Annotated in this window: 18 protein-coding genes and 1 other RNA gene; 4 read left to right on the top strand and 15 right to left on the bottom strand. The window is 73.5% G+C overall.

Going from position 1 to position 19,137, the window contains the following annotated elements; genetic code table 11:
• Window positions 1-7: 7 nt before the first annotated feature.
• Window positions 8-925 carry a hypothetical protein gene (locus GXP71_RS03035; RefSeq protein WP_162351446.1) on the bottom strand — a complete coding sequence of 306 codons (918 nt, stop codon included), beginning with the start codon at window positions 923-925 and terminating at the stop codon, window positions 8-10.
• Window positions 922-1,629 (bottom strand): DUF6318 family protein, encoded by a 708-nt coding sequence (locus tag GXP71_RS20240; protein ID WP_370521009.1) that lies wholly within the window; start codon window positions 1,627-1,629, stop codon window positions 922-924. The genes GXP71_RS03035 and GXP71_RS20240 overlap by 4 nt, the downstream gene beginning before the upstream one ends.
• A gap of 160 nt (window positions 1,630-1,789) precedes the next feature.
• Between GXP71_RS20240 and ssrA the strand changes: the two genes are divergently transcribed.
• Window positions 1,790-2,158: a transfer-messenger RNA gene (gene ssrA / locus GXP71_RS03045) on the top strand.
• A 63-nt stretch (window positions 2,159-2,221) separates the two neighbouring features.
• On the opposite strand, the gene GXP71_RS03050 is transcribed toward ssrA, so the two are convergent.
• The 4 genes from GXP71_RS03050 to GXP71_RS03065 form a co-directional block, all read right to left on the bottom strand.
• A complete protein-coding gene (locus GXP71_RS03050; RefSeq protein WP_162351448.1) occupies window positions 2,222-3,019 on the bottom strand; it encodes a nucleotidyl transferase AbiEii/AbiGii toxin family protein in 798 nt (265 codons plus the stop codon).
• A complete protein-coding gene (locus GXP71_RS03055; RefSeq protein ID WP_162351449.1) occupies window positions 2,988-3,995 on the bottom strand; it encodes a type IV toxin-antitoxin system AbiEi family antitoxin in 1,008 nt (335 codons plus the stop codon). Before GXP71_RS03055 ends, GXP71_RS03050 begins: the two co-directional genes overlap by 32 nt.
• Window positions 3,996-4,105: 110 nt before the next feature.
• Complete coding sequence (poxB, locus tag GXP71_RS03060; RefSeq protein ID WP_162351450.1) at window positions 4,106-5,824, bottom strand: ubiquinone-dependent pyruvate dehydrogenase; 1,719 nt, start codon at window positions 5,822-5,824, stop codon at window positions 4,106-4,108.
• Window positions 5,825-5,858: 34 nt separating this feature from the next.
• Window positions 5,859-6,476: a TetR/AcrR family transcriptional regulator gene (locus GXP71_RS03065; protein WP_238402590.1), complete on the bottom strand. Its 618-nt coding sequence runs from the start codon at window positions 6,474-6,476 to the stop codon at window positions 5,859-5,861.
• A gap of 172 nt (window positions 6,477-6,648) precedes the next feature.
• Between GXP71_RS03065 and arr the strand changes: the two genes are divergently transcribed.
• On the top strand, window positions 6,649-7,077 hold the full coding sequence (gene arr, locus GXP71_RS03070) for an NAD(+)--rifampin ADP-ribosyltransferase (protein WP_124343467.1): 429 nt from the start codon (window positions 6,649-6,651) through the stop codon (window positions 7,075-7,077).
• 119 nt (window positions 7,078-7,196) lie between these two features.
• On the top strand, window positions 7,197-7,673 hold the full coding sequence (locus GXP71_RS03075; RefSeq protein ID WP_162351451.1) for a CoA-binding protein: 477 nt from the start codon (window positions 7,197-7,199) through the stop codon (window positions 7,671-7,673).
• A gap of 7 nt (window positions 7,674-7,680) precedes the next feature.
• On the opposite strand, the gene GXP71_RS03080 is transcribed toward GXP71_RS03075, so the two are convergent.
• Together GXP71_RS03080 and GXP71_RS03085 are read right to left on the bottom strand one after the other, a co-directional pair.
• Window positions 7,681-8,091, bottom strand: coding sequence for a hypothetical protein (locus GXP71_RS03080; RefSeq protein ID WP_162351452.1), 411 nt, complete (start codon window positions 8,089-8,091; stop codon window positions 7,681-7,683).
• The gene (locus tag GXP71_RS03085; RefSeq protein WP_162351453.1) at window positions 8,092-10,860 is read right to left on the bottom strand and encodes a GDSL-type esterase/lipase family protein; all 2,769 of its coding nucleotides are present in this window, start codon (window positions 10,858-10,860) and stop codon (window positions 8,092-8,094) included.
• A 187-nt stretch (window positions 10,861-11,047) separates the two neighbouring features.
• Here GXP71_RS03085 and GXP71_RS03090 point away from each other — a divergent pair, with 187 nt between their 5' ends.
• The gene (locus GXP71_RS03090) at window positions 11,048-11,824 is read left to right on the top strand and encodes a DUF429 domain-containing protein (protein WP_162351454.1); all 777 of its coding nucleotides are present in this window, start codon (window positions 11,048-11,050) and stop codon (window positions 11,822-11,824) included.
• A gap of 17 nt (window positions 11,825-11,841) precedes the next feature.
• Here GXP71_RS03090 and GXP71_RS03095 read toward each other — a convergent pair whose 3' ends face one another.
• The 7 genes from GXP71_RS03095 to pdhA form a co-directional block, all read right to left on the bottom strand.
• Entirely contained in the window at window positions 11,842-12,291 is a 450-nt protein-coding gene (locus GXP71_RS03095) for a hypothetical protein (RefSeq protein WP_162351455.1), read from the bottom strand.
• Window positions 12,292-12,456: 165 nt separating this feature from the next.
• Window positions 12,457-13,650: an acetyl-CoA C-acetyltransferase gene (locus GXP71_RS03100; protein WP_162351456.1), complete on the bottom strand. Its 1,194-nt coding sequence runs from the start codon at window positions 13,648-13,650 to the stop codon at window positions 12,457-12,459.
• The gene (locus GXP71_RS03105; protein ID WP_162351457.1) at window positions 13,647-14,309 is read right to left on the bottom strand and encodes a CoA transferase subunit B; all 663 of its coding nucleotides are present in this window, start codon (window positions 14,307-14,309) and stop codon (window positions 13,647-13,649) included. Before GXP71_RS03105 ends, GXP71_RS03100 begins: the two co-directional genes overlap by 4 nt.
• Entirely contained in the window at window positions 14,306-15,085 is a 780-nt protein-coding gene (locus GXP71_RS03110) for a CoA transferase subunit A (protein WP_162351458.1), read from the bottom strand. Before GXP71_RS03110 ends, GXP71_RS03105 begins: the two co-directional genes overlap by 4 nt.
• A 39-nt stretch (window positions 15,086-15,124) precedes the next feature.
• The gene (locus GXP71_RS20535; RefSeq protein WP_162351459.1) at window positions 15,125-16,741 is read right to left on the bottom strand and encodes a dihydrolipoamide acetyltransferase family protein; all 1,617 of its coding nucleotides are present in this window, start codon (window positions 16,739-16,741) and stop codon (window positions 15,125-15,127) included.
• Complete coding sequence (locus tag GXP71_RS03120) at window positions 16,738-17,829, bottom strand: alpha-ketoacid dehydrogenase subunit beta (protein ID WP_162351460.1); 1,092 nt, start codon at window positions 17,827-17,829, stop codon at window positions 16,738-16,740. Before GXP71_RS03120 ends, GXP71_RS20535 begins: the two co-directional genes overlap by 4 nt.
• On the bottom strand, window positions 17,826-19,016 hold the full coding sequence (pdhA, locus tag GXP71_RS03125; protein ID WP_162351461.1) for a pyruvate dehydrogenase (acetyl-transferring) E1 component subunit alpha: 1,191 nt from the start codon (window positions 19,014-19,016) through the stop codon (window positions 17,826-17,828). The genes GXP71_RS03120 and pdhA overlap by 4 nt, the downstream gene beginning before the upstream one ends.
• Window positions 19,017-19,137 lie beyond the last annotated feature (121 nt).

Consider the following 19,137-nt stretch of genomic DNA (forward strand, 5'->3'; position numbering starts at 1 on the left):
GACGGCATCAGCAGTCGTCGGGTTTCGGGATGTCGGTGCAGAGGTCGTCGACCAGCCGTGACCGCCGCTCCTCGACGGTGAAGGGCGCGCTCGTCGTCGCGGTCGTCGCCGTGCCGTTGACGTCGCGCCACACCGTCGTGCCGTCAACCCGGTAGCGGCCCTGCCAGGTCGTCGTCAGCGTGACCTGCACCGTGCCGAGCCGCTCGTAGAAGTGGAACGTGTCGTGGTTCGGCCAGGCATGCCCGGGGCTGGTCGTGACCAGGTCCGCGGACCCGTCGCCGAAGTCGTACCGGTAGCTCGCGGGCGTCGCCACCACGTCGACCCCGTACCCGAGCAGGTCCGTCCGCAACGTCTGCTCGGCGGGATCGGTCATGACGACCGTCTCCTTGTTGACCAGCACCCACCCCCGGTCCGGCTGCAACCGCAGCACAGGCGCCGCCAACGGCAACCGCCGGAAGTCCGCCGCCGTCATCGTCGGCACGGCGTCCTCCGGGCACGAGTACCCCAGCGCCAGCGTCCATTCGGCCGGCCACGGGTCGGTGAACTCAGCCCGCGTCTGCCGCCAGAGCGGGAGAACGGGCGGCCCGTCGACGCAGACGGGGACGGGAACCGTCGTGTTCGAGGGTCCGCACGCGATGCGTCCGTCGCCGTCGCTGTCGCCCTCACCGAAGGCGTCGTCCGCGTCGCCCATCTCCGTGCCGCCGCCGGTCGACATGTTGCACATCGGCGCTCGTGCGTAACGCGTCGTCGCGAGCCGCGGGTCGATGCTCCGTTGCCTTCTGAGCTCCCGCTCCGCCTCGAACGCATTCACCATGACTGCGTCACCCTCGGCGTCGGCCTCGTGAGTGACAGCGCCAGCGGCAGTCGCGACGGTCAACACGGCGCCCGTGACGACGACGATGGACAGTGTCCTCCACCGGATCACGGTGCACTCGCGGGCGTTGTCTCCCGAGCGACGACGTCGTAACTCACTTCCCGGATCTTCCACTCGCCGTTCTCGTGGACGACGGCGGCGTCGATCGCGTAGGTCTTGCGCTCGTCGTACCGCTTCGTCACCATCCCCGACGCCGTGACTTCGCGGGAGGGTTCTTCGACGAGCGTGAGCCTGATGGCAAACCATGCTCCCGGCGTGACTTCTGAGCCAGAGACGTCCGAGACCGCAACGCCTCCTCCTTCGGAGTGCCCCGCGCGAGAGATCAACTCGTCGATGGCGCCGTTCATGCTGCTGCAATACACGCAGTCCGGATGACTGAGCTGCTTCGTCTCGGTCGTGTCTCCGACCTGTTGGGCATAGGTGAGCAGCTGGAGCCAGTACCCGAGAACGGCTTCGGCTCCCGCGAGCGTTGCAGGACCGTCGAGGGCCGCCGGTCGCGTTGGCTTCACCCCGTCGGGCAGGCCCGCGACTTCGTCCGACCCGGATGCCAGCGATGGTGAGGGCGTGACACTCGGGGTGGGAGACGGCGCGCTCGTCGGTCGCGCAGAGTCTGCGACGACAGGTCGAGCGTCGGGCGAGCATCCGACGGCAGCGGCGACCATGAGACCAGCGATCAGTGCCGCGACGGCTGTACGGGTTCGGCCGTGCCCCCTTGCGCGGTTCGACATGGGGGCGAAGGTAGTCGAATCGGACATCTCGGCGGGAGCGTCATCCACAGCCCGGTCGCCCCGGCCGTCGAGTGCCGCTGCGGCCGTCCGCCCGGGAATCAGTGCGACGGGGGCGGCGTTGGGGCAGTAGGCTGGACCGTGCCGCTCCGCAGGTGAGCCTCGGGCCGGCAGCTTGAAAACTGAACATGGGGGTGATCGGTTTCGACGGTGATCGTCGAGCCAGGAGAAGCGGGTCGAGGACGCACGGTTATCTCGTCAACGCTCCGTGCAAATCATAGGTGCCGATAACAAGCGCACCGACTTCGCCCTCGCCGCCTGAGCGAGCTTCGAAGTCCGTCGGCCTAAGTACGCTCTCGACTTAGTTCCCGGCGTCATCTAGAGAGCCACTGCTGGTCCTCATCGTCAGTGTGAGGATCGGGACTTCTAGCTGACTGGGCCTGTCCACCTTCTCGTCCGTGGGAGTGGTGGAGGCCGAGAAAATCCATCACGGACTGCACCCGGAGAATCCCTGGTTCCACGTCATCGGACGCGGGTTCGATTCCCGCCACCTCCACGTACCGACGAAGGCCCGCCCTGCTCTGCAGGGCGGGCCTTCGTCGTGCGGCCGGGCGACCCCGTGTCAGGCGGGCGTACCGTCGGACAGCCCGCGGCGGAGGGCAAGGACTCTGTGCCGCTGGTTCGCAACGGTCGACGGCATGTCGGCGACGAGCCTGGCGACCGCCTCGTCATCCAGGAGCGCGGCGATCGATCCGGCCTCCTGGTCGAGGAGCTCGGCCATGCAGCGCCCGAGCCGGTGGATCGACGCGAGCTCGGGGTCGAAGTCGTACGACTCCAGGACCGCCACGTCGTCGTACGCGGCGTCGAGGATTGGGCCGCTCGTCTGCCAGTCGAGGATCGTCTGCAGATCGACGGCGTCGCGTCGGGTCTCCAGCCGTCGTTCGGACCACGCGCACAGCTTCAGGACGGTCAGCCCGGCGACGGTGGGGACCAGCACCTCGAGCCCACCGGGGAGCAGCACGGTCTCAGCCTTGGCGTGCGCCTCACGGAGCCCGAGCGCGCTCATGCGCGTCCCGTCACCCCAGTCGAGCACGCGCCCGCGCGTCTCGACCCCGCCGAAGGGGACGACGTCGAGCGGGACACCGGACACGCGGAACCTGTGCCGTGCGCGACCGTCGGGGGTCAGATGCGAGGCCATCGTCCGGAATGCGGCCCAGGACGCGACGGCGACCGCGACGTCGACGTCACGGGTCGCACGTGCGGGCTGCGTGCCGACCGTCGCCGCGGCCAGGATGTCGCGTGCGGTGGCGCCGACGACCATCAGCGGGACGCTGTGGCGGTCAGCGAGCGGCTGGATCTCGGCCAGCACCAGCGCGGCGATCCCGAGGCTAGGTTCGGTCGAGCTCGACAAGTCGATCATCGACAGCCCTGATCCTCTCTGCGTGCTCGCGCTGCCGCGGATCGCCCGACGACACCAGGTCGGCGTAGACGAGCGGTGACGAGACCATGCCCGCGGAGTCGTCCGGCACGCGCCAGAAGCGTCGCCTGAGGCGAACCGGTCCGTCGTCGTCGGGCCGCAGCCGGAAGGCGGCGACGAGTGAAGCAGGTACGGCGTCGACGTAGAAGGTGGCAGTCGCCGGTCGCAGGTGGTCGTCGATGCGGGAGGCCGCCAGCTCGCCGCCGAGCTGTGCGCCGTGGCTGAGGAGGGCGTGCTCGAGCTCGTCGGCCCGGCCGGTGTCAGGCAGGGCGAACGAGCCGAGCTCCAACTTGCGTGCCAGGTTCACGGTGTAGGACTCGGCCCAACGGTCGAGGAGCTCACCGGCGCGGTTCAGGGCGGTGTCCTGTCCGGAACCGACGACGTACCCGGCGTCGGACAGTGCGCCGATCACCGAGTGCACGGTGCCGATCGACGTCCCGCTGGCGGCCGCGATCTCACGCACGGGCCGACCGACGAGGTCCTTCCGCGCCAGGAGGGCGAAGACCACCTGTGCTCCTGAGCGGGTGAACGCCCTGGATGCCGTGGGGTCCTTGCGCGGCGGAGCGGGCGTCGCGGGCCGTTGCCCGAGCACGTCGAGCGACATCCCGTCCCACGCGAGGCTCACGTTCCCCGCCGCGTCAACGAACGCCACACCGCGCTTGCGCAGCACCTCGGCGGCGGCTGTAGGCACGTAGGGGGCGACGACCAGGACGGGTAAACCCCCGGGGAGCGGCAGGGCGGTGGCGCGCTGACGGTCGACCTGGCCGAGCTTGACGAGGGTCGGGAAGCGCGCGGAGCCGCGTGTGCCGGCGTCGAGCGTGAGGACCGCGTCGAACCGGGCGGGGACGTCGCCCTCGCGCAGCGCGCGAATCTCCCACCGCGCGAGGACGTCGATCGCCGCGTCCAGCAGGCTGTTCACATTGTGATCGTGTTCATTCCCGGTGAACATGCGTCAAGTTTGAACGACTTCGAACGCCCGTGCAAGGTGCGACCGAGGCCGCTGCCGATCGTCCGGGACGACCCCCCGCGTCAGAAGACCTGGCGGAGGTTGGCGCGGGTGAGGTCGAGGAGCTCGTCGCCGCGGCCCGAGAGCAGGGTGCGGAGGGCGTAGAGGGCGAAGCCCTTGGCCTGGTCGAGCTTGACCGACGGCGGGATCGTGAGCTCCTGACGCTCGGTGACGACGTCGATGAGCGCGGGACCGTCGTAGGCGAACGCCTCCTTCAGCGCCCCGTGCAGGTCGGCGGACGCGTCGACGCGGAACGCCTTGAGCCCGGCGGCCTCGGCGATCGCGGCGAAGCTCGGGTTCTCGAGATCGGTGGCGTTGGTGACGAAGCCGGCGGCCTTCATCTCGAGCTCGACGAAGTTGAGGGACGCGTTGTTGAAGACGACGACCTTCACGGGCAGGCGGTTCTGCGTGAGGGTCAGGAGCTCGCCGAGGAGCATCGCGACGCCGCCGTCGCCGGACATCGCGACGACCTGGCGGCCTGTGGCGGCCGCCGCGCCGACGGCCTGGGGCAGCGCGTTGGCCATCGATCCGTGGATGAACGACCCGATGAGCGAGCGCCGGCCGTTCATGCGCAGGTAGCGGGCGGCCCAGATGACGGGGGAGCCGACGTCGGGGATGAAGACGGCGTCGTCGGCGGCGAGCTCGTCGATGACGCGCGCGACGTACTGCGGGTGCAGCGGCTGCGTGCCCTTGCGCGGGGTGGCGAGGTCGTCGAGCTTCGTGCGCGTCTTGGCGTAGTGCGCGAGGGCCTCGTCGAGGTGCTCGCGGTCGGTCTGCTGCGGGAGCAGGGGGAGGAGCGCGTCGACGGTCTCGGCGACGTCGCCGACGAGGCCGAGGGCGAGCGGTGTGCGGCGACCGAGGTGCTCGCCGCGCAGGTCGATCTGGACGACCTTCGCCTTCTCGGGGATGAAGGCCCGGTACGGGAAGTCGGTGCCGAGCATGATCAGCGTGTCGGCGGCCTCCATCGCCTTGTACCCGGAGGCGAAGCCCAGCAGGCCGGTCATGCCGACGTCGTAGGGGTTGTCGTGCTCGACGAACTGCTTGGAGCGCAGGGTGTGCACGACGGGCGCGGCGAGCTTGCCCGCCAGTGCGACGACCTGGTCGTGGGCGTGCTCGGCGCCGGCTCCCGCGAGGATCGTCACGCGCTTGGCGTCGTTCAGGAGCGCGGCCGCCTCGTCGAGCTCGGACGACGACGGCAGCACGCGCGGGCGCGTCGCGCGGACCGGGGTCGCGGTGGTGTCGAGCGCCTCGGACAGGGCGACGTCGCCGGGGATCACGACGACGGCCACGCCGCGCCTCTCGAGCGCGGTCTGGATCGCGGTGCGCAGGATGCGCGGCATCTGGGTGGGCGACGAGACGTACTCGGAGTAGACCGACGCCTCGCGGAACAGCTCCTGCGGGTGCGTCTCCTGGAAGTAGCCGCTGCCGATCTCCTCGGTGGGGATGTGCGCGGCGATCGCCAGGACGGGGACGCGCGAGCGCTGCGCGTCGTAGAGGCCGTTGATGAGGTGCAGGTTGCCCGGGCCGGCGCTGCCGACCGCGACGGCGAGCTCGCCCGTGAGGGCGGCCTCGGCCCCGGCGGCGAACGCGGCGGCTTCCTCGTGGCGCACGTGCACCCAGTCGATGCCGGAGCCGCGCAGCGCGTCCGTGAAGCCGTTGAGCGAGTCCCCGGGGATGCCGTACACGCGCTTCACGCCCGAGGCGACGAGGGTGTCGACGATGTTCTTGGCGACGGTGGTCATGGTCCTTCTCTCGGTGGTGGTGTCGTCGCGAAGGTCAGGACGCGGCGGTGGTTGCGGTGGTCGGCGCGGCGACGGCGGGCCAGACGAGGTCGCAGACCTGCCGGGCGAGGTCGTCGTCGAGGGGGGCGTGACCCCAGACGAGCCGGTGGTAGACGGGGGCGAACAGCACGTCGACGACGAGTGTGGTGTCGACGTCGGCGCGGACGCCGCCCTGCTGGACGCCGCGCTCCAGGTGGTGCGCCGCGGTCGCGCGCCGTGGTTCGAGCCAGCGCTCGAGCATCGCGACGCCGACCGCACGGTCGCTCGCGGCCGCCGCGAGGAGCTGGCGGACGAGCTGCCCGGCGGGGGTGTCGCGCAGCAGCGTGACGAGGGCGTCGACCTGGAGCGTCAGCGCCTCACGGACGGGGAGCGCGTCGTCGAACTCGATGCTCTCGTGGAACCGGTCGAGCAGCCCTTCGGCGAGCACCGCGGCCGACGACGGCCACCACTTGTAGATCGTCGTCCGGGAGACGCCGGCGCGCGACGCGACCGCGTCGATCGTCGGGACCCGGCCGCCCTCGAGCGCGAGGTCGGTCGCGGCGTCGAGGATCGCGTGCCGGGTCCGCTCGGAGCGGGGGCGTCCGGCGCGCGGTGACGACGAATTACTGGACACGTTGTCCACAATAAGCCTGCCTCGCGCGGACGGCACGCCGACGTGGTCGACGTCACGACGCCCGACGGCGACGCCCGGCGACGACCTGCCGACGCGTGCACGCGGCAGGAACGCGCGACCGTGCCGGACGTGCCAAGGTGCACTCGAGAGCGACGACGACGAGGAGGCTGTGATGCCCGACGCACCGGTCCCGTTCGAGGTCCACGAGTCCGGCGCCTACCTGCACGGCACCAAGGCCGACCTGGCCGTGGGGTCGCTGATCGAGGCCGGTCGACGGTCGAACTACGGCGCAGGCCGCGCCGCCGGGTTCGTCTACGTCACGCAGACGCTCGACGCCGCGACGTGGGGTGCCGAGCTCGCCGCGGGCGACGGACGCGGACGGATCTACGTGGTCGAGCCGACCGGCGACCTCGAGGACGACCCGAACGTCACCGACCAGCGCTTCCCGGGGAACCCCACGCGGTCGTACCGCACGCGCGAGCCGGTGCGCGTCGTCGGGGAGATCGCCGACTGGGTCGGTCACCCGCCCGAGCAGCTCGCGACGATGCGCGCGCACCTCGACGAGCTCGACCGGCAGGGCGTCGAGGCGATCGAGGACTGACGGCCGGCGCGCCTCGACACGTCCCCGCGCAGGGGAGTCCGAGGTCGGGCCGATGGTCCCGGGCCACGGCACCGTCGCCCTCGCTAGCGTCGAGGGGACGACTCGGTGCGGAGCGGACCATGACCAGCATCAAAGACGCAGCGGACACGTTCCTGGAGTCCCGGCGGATCGCCGTCACGGGCGTCTCACGGACACCGGAGAGCCACGGCGCGAATGTCGTGTACCGACGCCTGCGGGAGGTGGGGTACGAGGTGTTCGCGGTCAACCCCCACGCCGCCACGGTGGAGGGTGACCGGGCGTACGAGACGCTGGGCGCGATCCCGGGCGGCGTCGACGCGGTCGTCGTCGCGACCCGGCCCGAGCACGCGCGGGCGACCGTGCAGGAGGCGATCGACCTCGGCGTCGGGCAGGTGTGGATGCACCGCTCGGTGGACCGCGGCAGCGTCGACGACGACGCCGCGCGGCTCGGTCGCGAGCACGGTCTCACCGTCATCGACGGCGGCTGCCCGCTCATGTACGGGCGGGCCGCGGACCGCGGTCACCGCGTGATGTGCCGCCTCATGACCCTCACGCGACGGGTCCCGCGCGAGGTCTGACCAGGGGTCAGCTGGCGTCGAGGGACAGCCGGACGCCGTCGTCCTGCTCGCCGACGTACAGCGACCAGGTCACGCCGTCGACGACCTTGGTCCAGGTCACGGAGCCGTCCGTCGCGGTCGGATCGGTCCAGCCGGAGTCCTCGGCGCTCGCCGTCAGCGCCGCGACGACGTCGGTCGTCGTGGTGCCGTCCCCGGGCACGAGCGTCTTCGCCGCCTTCGCGACGACGCGCTGGCCCAGCGACGAGCCGCCGTCGCGCGTCACGACGTCCTGCACGGTCGTGCCGGGCACCTCGAGCGTCCACACCGGCTCCGACCGGAGCCGCGCGAGCGTCCCGTCGCCCGACGAGCAGGCCACGAGCGCCGCGAGCGCGAGGACGGCGACGAACGTCGCGGTCACGCGGCGCCACGTGGCGTGCACTCAGTCCTCCTGACGACGTGTCCGTCGGGCCGCCGTGGCCGCCCCGAGGACGGTCAGGGCGCCGACGGCCACCGCCAGCATGGCCCAGCGGAGGACCTCGCCGGCATCGGAACCCGTCGTGGCGAGCGGAGACGACCCGGACGGCCCAGCGGCGAGCACCTCCGAGGCCGGCTCGGGGCTCGCGGACGCGGCCGGCGGGACGACGGGACCGCCCGGCGTCGGCGCGCCCGTCGGGGGAGAGGTCGGCGTCGCCGGCCCCGACGCGGACCGCACGCCGAAGCCCACGCCCTCGACGGCGGCACCCACGCCGGACAGGACGACCGACTCGACCGACGACCCGACGACCGTGCCACCGGCGGTCCCGGCGCCCGACGCCGCGACGGGCGCACCGGACCGGGCCGAGACGGCCCCTGCCGCACGCAGCACGTACGTGCCGGGCAGCAGGCCGGTGACCGACCACGAGCCGTCGGCGGCGCTGACCGCAGCCGCCGTGACGGGTGTGCCACCGGCGTCGTTCCCCGTGAGGGTGACCGCGACACCGGCCGCTGGGCCCTCGCCCGCCTCGCGGAGCCCGTCGGCGTCGGCGTCCTCGAACACCGCGCCGGAGACCGTCGACGACGCGACCACGCCCGGGTCGTCGGCCTCGAACACGACGACCTCCGGGTCCGTCTCCAGCACGAACGGCGAGGGGTCGCACGCGTCGCCGACGCCGTCGCCGTCGTGGTCCTCCTGACCCGGGTCGGCCACCGTCGGGCAGACGTCGACGTCCGCGGGCGTCTCGTCACCGTCGTCCGTGATCGCGAGCGGTGTCGTCGCGATGCTCGCACGGCCCGCGGAGTCGGTGACCCGGACCGCGAGGTACGCGTCGACGAGCGCGCCGAACATGTGCTCGAGCGTCGGGGTCGACGTCGTCACGTCGTACGAGCCGTCGCCGTCGAGGTCCCACTCGAACGAGACCAGGTCGCCGGTCGTCGCGTACGAGCCGCGCGCATCGAGGCGCAGCGTGTCGCCGACGCGCGCCACGTACGGTCCCTGGACCCATGCGTACGGCTTGTCCATCGCGGTCGAGATGGTGTCCAGGAGCGTCTCGGCGACGTCGAGCGACGTCGTGGTCGACCCGCCCGTACCGGCGGCGACGGCCTCGACGCTCGGTGCGAACGCCCCGGTGCCCACGTCGATCGGGTAGACCTCGACCGGGTCGACCGCGAGGGCGTTCGCGATCACCGTCGCCGACGTGAGGCCGCTCATCGGTTCCGGGTCGTGCGCGGGCGCGTCGCTGATCGGGATCAGGACCTTCTTGACGCCCGGCCGCCAGGGCAGGTCGATCGCGGCCTGCATGCCGGACAGGGCCGTCTCCGGCCAGTCGCCGCCGCCGTCCGCCACCATGCCCGCGAGCGCCGTGCGGATCGCGTCGGGGTCGGACGTGAACGGCAGGTCGACGCGCGCGGCGTAGTCACCGTCCCAGCCGGTGTAGACGGGGTCGTCCCGGAAGGTGACGAGTGCGAACCGGTACGAGCCGGAGCTCGCCGCGAGGTGGTCGACCATGCGCGTCGCGGTGTCCTTCACCGACTGCAGGACCCAGTCCATCGACCCGGTCGTGTCGATCGCGAACACGAGGTCGATGCTCCCCGCCGACGCCGACGGGACGCGCCCGGGGACGCTCGACGACCGCAGCAGCGTCGACTCCTCGTAGTGGCCCTTCGTCGTGGGGTGGTACCACTCGGCCATCGTCACCGAGTCGAACTCGTGGATCCACCGGTCGTCGTTGCGGTTCGTCGCCGACGGGTCGGGCTCGTGCCCCGCGAAGTGCTCCTTCACCGTGTCGACGTAGGACACGAACGGCCTCCCCGCGGCCGTGTTGGCCCGCGCGACGGCGGCCCGCTGCGCCGCGTCACCCTCGTCGCCCAGCGCGCGCACCTCGTGCCCGATGTCGTAGGTGTCGCCGGACACGAACGGCAGGCGGTCCCGCAGGCTGCGGAGGACGAACGAGTCCGTGTTCGACAGGTACGGGTAGGAGAGCAGGACGACCTTCGCGTCCGGACGCATCCGGTCGCGCAGGCGGCCCAGCAGGTCCGTCAGGTCGTCCTCGAGCTGGCCGATCCCGGCGCGCGCGTCCGTGACCTTCTCCCGGCAGTCGCCCGGGTCGCGGAAGCCGACCGCGAAGCACTGCTTCACGATGTCCGCGAAGCCGAGGTCGTTGCCGCCCATCGTGAAGACCACGACGTCGGTGTCGCGGCCGACCGCCTCGATCTGGGCGCGCAGGTAGCGCTGGCAGTCCACCGCGAACGTGCCTCGCACCGTGTCCCAGATCGCGACCGAGTACTCGAAGTACTCCTCGTCGACGTACTTCGTCGAGCAGACCTTCGCCGCCTTGGCCGCCGCGAGGCCCTCCTCCTGCGTCCGCCCGATCGTGCCGCCCGGCACGTAGGCCATGTGCGAGTCCATCTTGCGGTCGGTCAGCACGTTCTGGGACACCGCGCCCGAGCACGCACGCGTCACGAACGTGACGTGGTTGCCCTGGTCCGCCAGCCACTCGCTGTACTCCGCGGCCCAGCTGTCGTGCGACCGGTAGCAGTCCGCCGGCCCGTAGTACGCGCCCGCACCGTTGCCTGCCGAGTACGAGTCGCCGATCTGCACGACCTTGATCGCGTCGCCGGTCGGCGCCGCCTGCGCGGGTGCGAGCCCGACCGCGACCAGGAGGGAGGCCGCGACGGCGGCCAGGGTCGCCGCAGCCGTGGCGCGGTGGAGGAGCGGGCGTCGCGGACGCATCGGGGGCCTTTCGCAGGGGAGTGGAGCAGCCGCGACGCTAACGCCCGATCTGTCCGGTTTCGGACGAGACGGGCGATCGTCACCCGTCCGCCGGGGGACATCACCCGCGCGGCCCCGCCCCGGCGGAGGACCGGACGACGCCGCGCTGGGCGTCGCGCGCGAGCAACAGTCCGACCACACTCGGCGCATGGAGTACGTCGGTGTCGACCTCGCGTGGGGCGCGCGGGCGCGGACGGGGGTCGCCGTGCTCGACGACACCGGACGCCTCGTCCGGTCGGCGACCGTCCGGACCGACGACGAGATCGCCGCCGTGATCGGTCGGTCGGACGCCGGTCCGCGCGTGGTCGCGATCGACGCGCCGATCGTCGTGCCGAACGCGACCGGCTCGCGGACGGCGGAGAAGCTCCTGCACCAGCAGTTCGGGCGGTACGACGCGGGCGCCCACCCGTCGAACCGGTCGCGGCCATACCTCGATCCGCCGCGCGCCGCTCGGCTCGCCGACGCGCACGGCTGGGACGTCGACCCTGCCCACCGGCCCGACGGCACGAGGACCGTGGCCATCGAGGTCTACCCGCACCCGGCGATGGTCGCGCTGTTCGGTCTGGGGCGGGTCATCCCGTACAAGGTGAAGCCCGGACGGTCTCGCGAGGCCTTGCGCGACGCGTGGGGCGCGCTGCTCGACCACGTCGACCGCGTGTGCGGGCCTGTGCTCCGGACGGACGAGAACCAGCGGTGGGCGGAGATCCGTCGGACCGTCGCGGGCGCCGCGCGGATCTCCGAGCTCCGGTCGGTCGAGGACGAGGTCGACGCGATCGTCTGCGCATACCTGGCGTGGCTCTGGGGAACCGGCGACGAGCGGATGACCGTCCTGGGTGACGTCCGGGACGGATACGTCGTGGTCCCCGGTCCGCCGACCGTGCCTCCCGCGCCGCGTGCCGGACGGACCCTGCCGCGACCGCGCTGACCGCGGCCGCGTCGACGTCAGGCGCGGGGGTCGACGCGGTCCGTGCCCGTGCGGCCAGGGTCTGCGGCGCTCGGGTCGGTGCGGACGTCCCGCTCGGCGGGGTTCGGGTCGGTGCGGACGTCCGGGTCGATGCGGTCGGCCTGGCCGAGCCGCTCGTCGAGCTCGGCGCGGGCGTCGGTGGCCTCGCTCGCCCGGGCGCGGGCCTCGTTCTGCATCGCGGCGGCGTCGGCGGCGCGCGCGTCGGCCTCGGCCTGGGCGAGCCGGGCCTGGGCGTCGATGCGCGCTGCCTCGGCCTCGCGGCGCTGGACCTCGACCTGGCGGGCGGCCGCCTCCTCGCGGATCTTCTGGGCGCGGGCGCGGTCGGCCTCGACCTTGCGGGCGCCGCGGCGTCGGCTCAGCACGACCGCGACGACGACCAGGAGCAGGACGACGACGATCGCGACGATGATCCAGCCGGTGGTGTCCATGGTGGTACCTCCTCGAGGAGACCGGTCCTGGCATTGGACTGCCGTCCGGGACGGGGCGCAACCGGACGCCTGCCCGGTCGTGGCGACCGGCTGGACGGCCGCTGGGGGGTGCCGCCGTCCAGCCGGAGCCCGCTCGCCCCCGCGGTCGGTCGCCGTCGGGCGCCGTCAGGCGCGGTCGCGGAAGAGCAGCAGCGCCTCGCCCTGGCCGCCACCGCCGCACAGCGCGACGGCCGCGCGTCCGGAGCCGCGGCGGGCGAGCTCGAGGGCGGCGTGGCCGGCGAGGCGCGCGCCGGACGCGCCGATGGGGTGGCCCAGCGCGATCGCGCCGCCGTGCAGGTTGGTGCGTTCGAGCGGGTAGTCGAGGTCGGCAAGCGACTGGGCGACGACCGAGCCGAACGCCTCGTTGATCTCGACGAGGTCGAGGTGGCCGACGTCCCACCCGGCGCGCTTCACGGCGGCCTCGATGGCGCGTGCGGGCTGCGAGTGCAGCGACGTGTCCGGCCCGGCGACCTGGCCCCATGCACCGACGGTGCACAGGACGGGCCAGCCGCGGGACTCGGCGACGTCGCGCGCGGCCACGACGACGGCGGCCGCGCCGTCCGTCAGCGGCGACGCGTTGCCGGCGGTGATCGTGCCGTCGGGCGCGAACGCGGGGCGCAGCGCACCGAGGGACTCGATCGTCGTGGTCGGGCGGATGCCCTCGTCGGCGTCGACCGTGACGGGGTCGCCGCGGCGCTGCGGGACGGGGACGGGCACGATCTCCTCCGCGAAGACCCCCGACGTCACCGCGGCGGCGGCGCGCAGGTGGCTCGCGAGCGCGACCTCGTCCTGGGCGAACCGCGTGATGCCGAGCGCCGCGTTGCCACGCTCGGTCGACGCGCCCATGGACTCGCCGTCGAAGGCGTCGGTCAGGCCGTCCCGCGCGAGGGAGTCGGCGGCGGTGATGTCGCCGTACGTCCAGCCGCGGCGGGAGCCGGGCAGCAGGTGCGGCGCGAGGCTCATCGACTCCTGACCGCCCGCCACGACGACGTCGGCCTCGTCGCAGCGGATCAGGCGGGCCGCGTCGATGATCGCCGTGAGGCCTGAGAGGCACACCTTGTTCACGGTGGTCGCCGGGACGGTCCAGGGCAGGCCGGCCAGGTGGGCGGCCTGGCGGGCCGGGTTCTGGCCCGCGCCCGCGAGGACGACCTGGCCCATGAGGACGGCGTCCACGGCGGTCGGGCGGATGCGCGCGCGCTCGACGGCGCCGCGGATGGCGGCCGCGCCGAGCTGGGCCGCCGTCAGCGTCGACTGCGCGCCGCCCAGGCGCGTCATGGGGGTGCGGGCGAACGAGACGAGCACCGCGTCGCGACCGGTCATGTCAGCACCATCTCCCGTACGTCGTCGCTGGTCAGCAGGACGACCGCGGAGGTCGCGGCGACGACGTCGGACACGCTGACGCCGGGCGCGCACTCGCGCAGCAGCAGGCCGTCCGCGGTCACGTCGAGGACGGCGAGGTCGGTGATGATCCGGTCGACGACGCCCACGCCGGTCAGGGGCAGGGTGCACCGCGGCAGGATCTTCGCGGAGCCGTCGCGCGCGACGTGCTCCATGAGGACGACGATCCGGCGGGCGCCGTGCACGAGGTCCATCGCGCCACCCATGCCCTTGACCATCTTCCCGGGGATCATCCAGTTGGCGATGTCGCCGCCGGCGGAGACCTGCATCGCGCCGAGCACGGCGACGTCGACCTTGCCGCCGCGGATCATGCCGAACGACGTGGCGGAGTCGAAGAACGACGCTCCCGGCGACAGCGTGATGGTCTCCTTGCCCGCGTTGATCAGGTCGGGGTCGACCTCGTCGTCCGTGGGGTAGGGGCCGACGCCGAGCACGCCGTTCTCGGACTGGAGCACGACCTCGACCCCGGGCGGCAGGTGGTTCGGGACGAGCGTCGGCAGGCCGATGCCGAGGTTCACGTAGGCGCCGTCGGGCAGCTCGCGGGCGGCGCGTGCCGCCATCTGCTCACGTGTGAGGGTCACGACGCACCTCCGGCCCGCAGCGTCCGCCGCTCGATGCGCTTGTCCGCGGCCTCGGCCTGCGTGAGCGGGACGACGCGGTCGACGAAGACCCCGGGCAGGTGGATCGCGTCCGGGTCGAGCTCACCGACGGGTACCAGGTGCTCGACCTCGGCGATCGCGACGCGACCCGCGGCCGCGCACAGCGGGTTGAAGTTCCGGGCCGACCGGTGGAAGACGAGGTTGCCCGCACGGTCGCCCACCGCCGCGCGGACCAGCGCGAAGTCCGCGGTGATCGCCTCCTCGCGCACGTACTCGTGCTCCTCGCCGCGGACCGTGAAGCGCTCGACGGGCTTGGGCGGGGACGCGACCGCCACGCCGCCGTCGGCGTCGTACCGCCAGGGCAGTCCGCCCTCGGCGACCTGCGTGCCCACGCCGGTGCGCGTGTAGAACGCGGCGATGCCGCTGCCGCCCGCGCGCAGCCGCTCGGCGAGCGTCCCCTGCGGGGTGAGCTCGACCTCGAGCTCGCCCGCCAGGTACTGGCGCGCGAACTCCTTGTTCTCCCCGACGTACGACGCCACGACCCGCCGCAGCCGCCGCTCCTGGAGCAGCAGCCCCAGCCCCCAGTCGTCGACGCCGCAGTTGTTGCTCACGACCTCGAGATCCTGCGTGCCGGCGTCGAGCAGCGCGCGGATCAGCACGCTCGGGATGCCGCACAGACCGAACCCGCCGACGGCCAGCGTCGCGCCGTCGGGGATGTCGGCCACCGCGTGGGCGGCCGAGCGGACGACCTTGTCCATCGTGCCCCTTCCCTCCAGAGGTCCCTGAGCCCGGTGCGGTCAGACCATCGCGAGCACCGACGCGGGCCGGGCGAGCACGCGGCCCACGTCGGCCAGGAAGCGCGACGCCTGCTCACCGTCGACCACGCGGTGGTCGAACGAGACCGTGAGCGTCAGCACGTCGCGCAGCGCGACCGCGCCCTCGTGCTCCCACGGCTGCCGGCGGACCGCCCCGACGGCGACGATCGCCGACTGCCCGGGCACGAGGATCGGTGTGCCGCCGTCGACGCCGAAGACGCCCACGTTCGTGAGGGTGAGCGTGCCGCCGGACAGGTCGGCGGGCGTCGTCGTGCCCGCGCGGGCCGACTCGGTGAGGACACGCAGCGCGTCGGCCAGGTCCGGCAGGCGCAGCGTGTCGGCGTCGTGCACGACCGGGACGAGCAGCCCGCGCGGCGTCGCGGCCGCGATGCCGAGACCGACGTGCGCGTGCCGGACGATCTCGCCCGCGGGCTCGTCCCAGCGCGCGTTGAGGTCCGGGTGGTCGCGCACGGCGAGCGTCACGGCCTTCGCGACGAGCGCGAGGAGCGTGACGCGGTGCCCGTCCATCGCGCGGTCCGCGCGCAGGTCGGCGAGCAGCCCGGTCGTGGGTGTCACGTCGACCGTGAGGAACACCGACGCGTGCGGGGCGGTGAACGCGCTCGCGACCATCGCGGCCGCGGTCTGCTTGCGGACACCCGTGACGGGGACGCGGACCTCCTGCGGCGAGGGTGTCGCCGGGCGTGCAGGGGCGGCGGCGGACGACGACCGGGCGACGGCCGGCACCGGCGACGACGCCCTCGCGCCGCCCGGAGCCGCGGCGGGGGCCGACGGCGTCCCGCGCGGGGGCGTCGTGCCGGTCGGGACGAGCGCGTGCAGCACGTCGTCGCGCGTGATCTGGCCCGACGGGCCCGTGCCCTGGACGCGCTCGAGGTGCACGCCGAGGTCGTGCGCGAGCTTGCGGACGGGCGGGGTCGGGCGCGGGGGAGCGGCGACGGTGCCGCCGGGCTCGCCGGCGACGACGGCGTCCGGCGGGTGCGCGTGCGTCCGGTCGTGGCCGTGGCCGTTCGTCGACGCGTGCGCCGCGAGCCAGGCCGCCGAGCGGGGACGGCGGTGCGGCCGCGCCGACGCCTCGACGAGCGGGCCGTACCCGACGAGCACCGACGTCCGCTCGGGGACGGCCTGCGCGGCGGGCTCGGCAACCTCCGCCGACTCCGTCGCGGGCGCCCCGACGCGCGCAGCCGCCGCCGGCGCGAGCGGGGCGGTCGACCCGGCGGGGACGACGTCGGCCGCCGTCTCGGGCACGTGCGCCTCGGGCGCGGGGGCCACGTCGGGCGCCGCGTCGGCCGGGGTGGCCGACGGCGACCGGTCGCCGGTCGCGGCGGTGTCGGGGACGGCGATCGTCAGGAGCGGGCCGCCGACGGCGACCGTGGTGCCGGGTTCGACGAGCAGCGCCTCGACGACACCCGCCCACGGTGAGGGCAGCTGCACGAGCGCCTTCGCGGTCTCGACCTCGGCGACGACCTGGTTGAGCGTGACGGTGTCGCCGACGGCGACGAGCCACTCGACGAGGTCGGACTCCGTCAGGCCCTCGCCCAGGTCGGGCAGCGTGACGGTGCGGACCGTCCGGTCGGCGCTCATGACGCGCTCCCGACGGGTGCGGCACCGCGGGCGTGCTCGGCGTCGGCGACGGCGCTCTCGGGTGGCTCGTCGTCCGCCCGCACCGACGGGACGAACCCGCTGAGCGAGTGCGGCCGTCCGAGCACGCGGTCGACCGCGTCGAGGATCCGGTCGAGGTCGGGCAGGAAGTGCTCCTCGACCTTGGCGGGCGGGTAGGGGACGTCGAACCCGGTGACGCGCGCGACGGGGGCGGTGAGCACGTCCCAGCAGCGCTCGGTCACGGATGCGGCGATCTCCGCGCCGAGCCCGCCGCTGCGCTGCGCCTCGTGGGCGACGACGAGCCGCCGGGTGCGTCGCACGGACGCCTCCAGGGTGTCGAGGTCGAGCGGCGAGAGCGACCGCAGGTCGACGACCTCGACGGAGACGCCCTCGTCGCGGGCCGCGAGCGCCGCGTCACGCGCCGTCAGCACGAGCGGGCCGTAGGCGGCGACGGTGACGTCGTCGCCGGGCAGGACGACCCGTGCACGGTCGAGCGGCAGCGCGTCGTCGAGCGACTCGTCGACGTCGCCCTTGACCCAGTACCGCCGCTTGGGTTCGAGCAGCACGACCGGGTCGTCGCACGCGACCGCCTGGCGCACCATCGCGTACGCGTCCTGCGGTCCGCCGGGGGAGACGACGCGCAGGCCCGGTGTGTGCGCGAAGTACGCCTCGGGCGACTCGGAGTGGTGCTCGACCGCACCGATGCCGCCGCCGAACGGGATGCGCACGGTGATCGGCATGCGCACGGCGCCGCCGGTCCGGTAGTGCAGGCGCGCGACCTGCGTGACGATCTGGTCGAACGCGGGGTACATGAACCCGTCGAACTGGATCTCGACGACGGGCCGGTAGCCGCGGTACGCGAGCCCGACGGCCACGCCCAGGATCCCGGACTCGGCGAGCGGGGTGTCGCGCACGCGGTCGGCGCCGAAGTCGCGCTGCAGCCCGTCGGTCACGCGGAAGACGCCGCCGAGGCGCCCGACGTCCTCGCCCAGCACGACGACGCGGTCGTCGTCGGCGAGCGCCCGGCGCAGCCCGGCGTTCAGCGCCCCGGCCAGCGTCATGGTGCTCATCGGACCGCCTCGTCGTCGAACATCGCGAGATAGGCGGCGTGCTCCTCGCGCTGGCGCCGCAGCGTCGCCGTGGGCTCGACCAGGACGTGGTCGAACAGGCTGAGCGGCGGTGGTGCCTCGAGGCCCAGGCAGCCCTCGCGCATGCGGTGCGCGAACTCCTCGGCCTTCTCCTTGATGTCGTGCGTGCGCTCCTCGGACAGGGCGCCGCGCTGGTGCAGGAGGCGCTCGACGCGCAGGATCGGGTCGCGCTCGGCCCACTGCGCGTGCACGGCGGTGTCGACGTAGCGCGTCGGGTCGTCCGACGTGGTGTGCGGGCCCTGACGGTAGGTGACCGCCTCGACGAACGTCGGGCCGTCGCCGCGGCGGGCGCGGTCGAGCGCGGCGCGCGTGACGGCGAGGACCGCGAGCACGTCGTTGCCGTCGACGCGCACGCTCGGGATCCCGTACCCGGGGGCGCGGTCGGCGAGCGGGCGGGTGGCCACCAGACCGACCGGCTCGGAGATCGCGAACTGGTTGTTCTGGCAGAAGAACACCACCGGGGCGGCGCCGCTCGCGGCGAACACCATCGCCTCGTGCACGTCGCCCTTGCTGGTCGCGCCGTCGCCGAAGTACGTGACCGCCGCCGCGTCCGAGCCGTCCATCCGGCAGCCGAGCGCGTAGCCCGTCGCGTGCACGGCCTGCGACGCGACGACGATCTGCGGCGTCGCCATGTGCAGCGCCCAGGGGTCCCAGCCGGACAGCGTGGTGCCGCGCCAGACGCGCACCAGGTCGGTCGGGTCCGCGCCGCGGCAGTACGCGACGCCGTTCTCGCGGTAGGAGCTGAAGACGAAGTCGTCGGGGCGCATCGCGCGGGCCGAGCCGACCTGCGCGGCCTCCTGGCCGATGAGCGGCGGCCACAGCCCGAGCTGCCCCTGCCGCTGGAGGGCCGTCGCCTCCACGTCGAACCGCCGCACGACGACCATGTCCTCGTACAGCGCGACGAGCGCGTCGTCGTCGACGTCGGCGACCCAGGGGTCGTGGACCGGGTCCTCGACCCGGTCGCCCGTGGTCGTCACGAGCCGGACGAGACCGTCGTCGGCGTCGCTGCCGTCGCCTGCTCGTGGTCGTGCGGGGCCGCTCGAGGACCCCGTCGTCCGCTGCTCCGCACCCTCCCGGGCATGCCCGGCTGACACATCTGAACGCAACATGTTCCGCTCCGTCGTCGGCGGAGCCGTGCTCTTGTGAAGCGGTGGCCCCATTGCCTGATGTCCCGCCAGGCTAGATCCGCAAGGGACCTTTCGCCTATCACCCGCGGTCGGTGCGCGCGCC

It is taken from the genome of Cellulomonas sp. H30R-01 (assembly GCF_010119915.1).
In the GTDB taxonomy this organism is placed as follows: domain Bacteria; phylum Actinomycetota; class Actinomycetes; order Actinomycetales; family Cellulomonadaceae; genus Cellulomonas; species Cellulomonas algicola.

Excerpts from the sequence above, each read along its gene's own strand:
- GXP71_RS20240 (WP_370521009.1), bottom strand. The coding sequence starts at position 1,629 with ATGTCCGATTCGACTACCTTCGCCCCCATGTCGAACCGCGCAAGGGGG.
- GXP71_RS03050 (WP_162351448.1), bottom strand. The coding sequence starts at position 3,019 with ATGATCGACTTGTCGAGCTCGACCGAACCTAGCCTCGGGATCGCCGCG.
- poxB (WP_162351450.1), bottom strand. The coding sequence starts at position 5,824 with ATGACCACCGTCGCCAAGAACATCGTCGACACCCTCGTCGCCTCGGGC.
- arr (WP_124343467.1), top strand. The coding sequence starts at position 6,649 with ATGCCCGACGCACCGGTCCCGTTCGAGGTCCACGAGTCCGGCGCCTAC.
- GXP71_RS03075 (WP_162351451.1), top strand. The coding sequence starts at position 7,197 with ATGACCAGCATCAAAGACGCAGCGGACACGTTCCTGGAGTCCCGGCGG.
- GXP71_RS03085 (WP_162351453.1), bottom strand. The coding sequence starts at position 10,860 with ATGCGTCCGCGACGCCCGCTCCTCCACCGCGCCACGGCTGCGGCGACC.
- GXP71_RS03090 (WP_162351454.1), top strand. The coding sequence starts at position 11,048 with ATGGAGTACGTCGGTGTCGACCTCGCGTGGGGCGCGCGGGCGCGGACG.
- GXP71_RS03095 (WP_162351455.1), bottom strand. The coding sequence starts at position 12,291 with ATGGACACCACCGGCTGGATCATCGTCGCGATCGTCGTCGTCCTGCTC.
- GXP71_RS03100 (WP_162351456.1), bottom strand. The coding sequence starts at position 13,650 with ATGACCGGTCGCGACGCGGTGCTCGTCTCGTTCGCCCGCACCCCCATG.
- GXP71_RS03110 (WP_162351458.1), bottom strand. The coding sequence starts at position 15,085 with ATGGACAAGGTCGTCCGCTCGGCCGCCCACGCGGTGGCCGACATCCCC.
- GXP71_RS20535 (WP_162351459.1), bottom strand. The coding sequence starts at position 16,741 with ATGAGCGCCGACCGGACGGTCCGCACCGTCACGCTGCCCGACCTGGGC.
- GXP71_RS03120 (WP_162351460.1), bottom strand. The coding sequence starts at position 17,829 with ATGAGCACCATGACGCTGGCCGGGGCGCTGAACGCCGGGCTGCGCCGG.
- pdhA (WP_162351461.1), bottom strand. The coding sequence starts at position 19,016 with ATGTTGCGTTCAGATGTGTCAGCCGGGCATGCCCGGGAGGGTGCGGAG.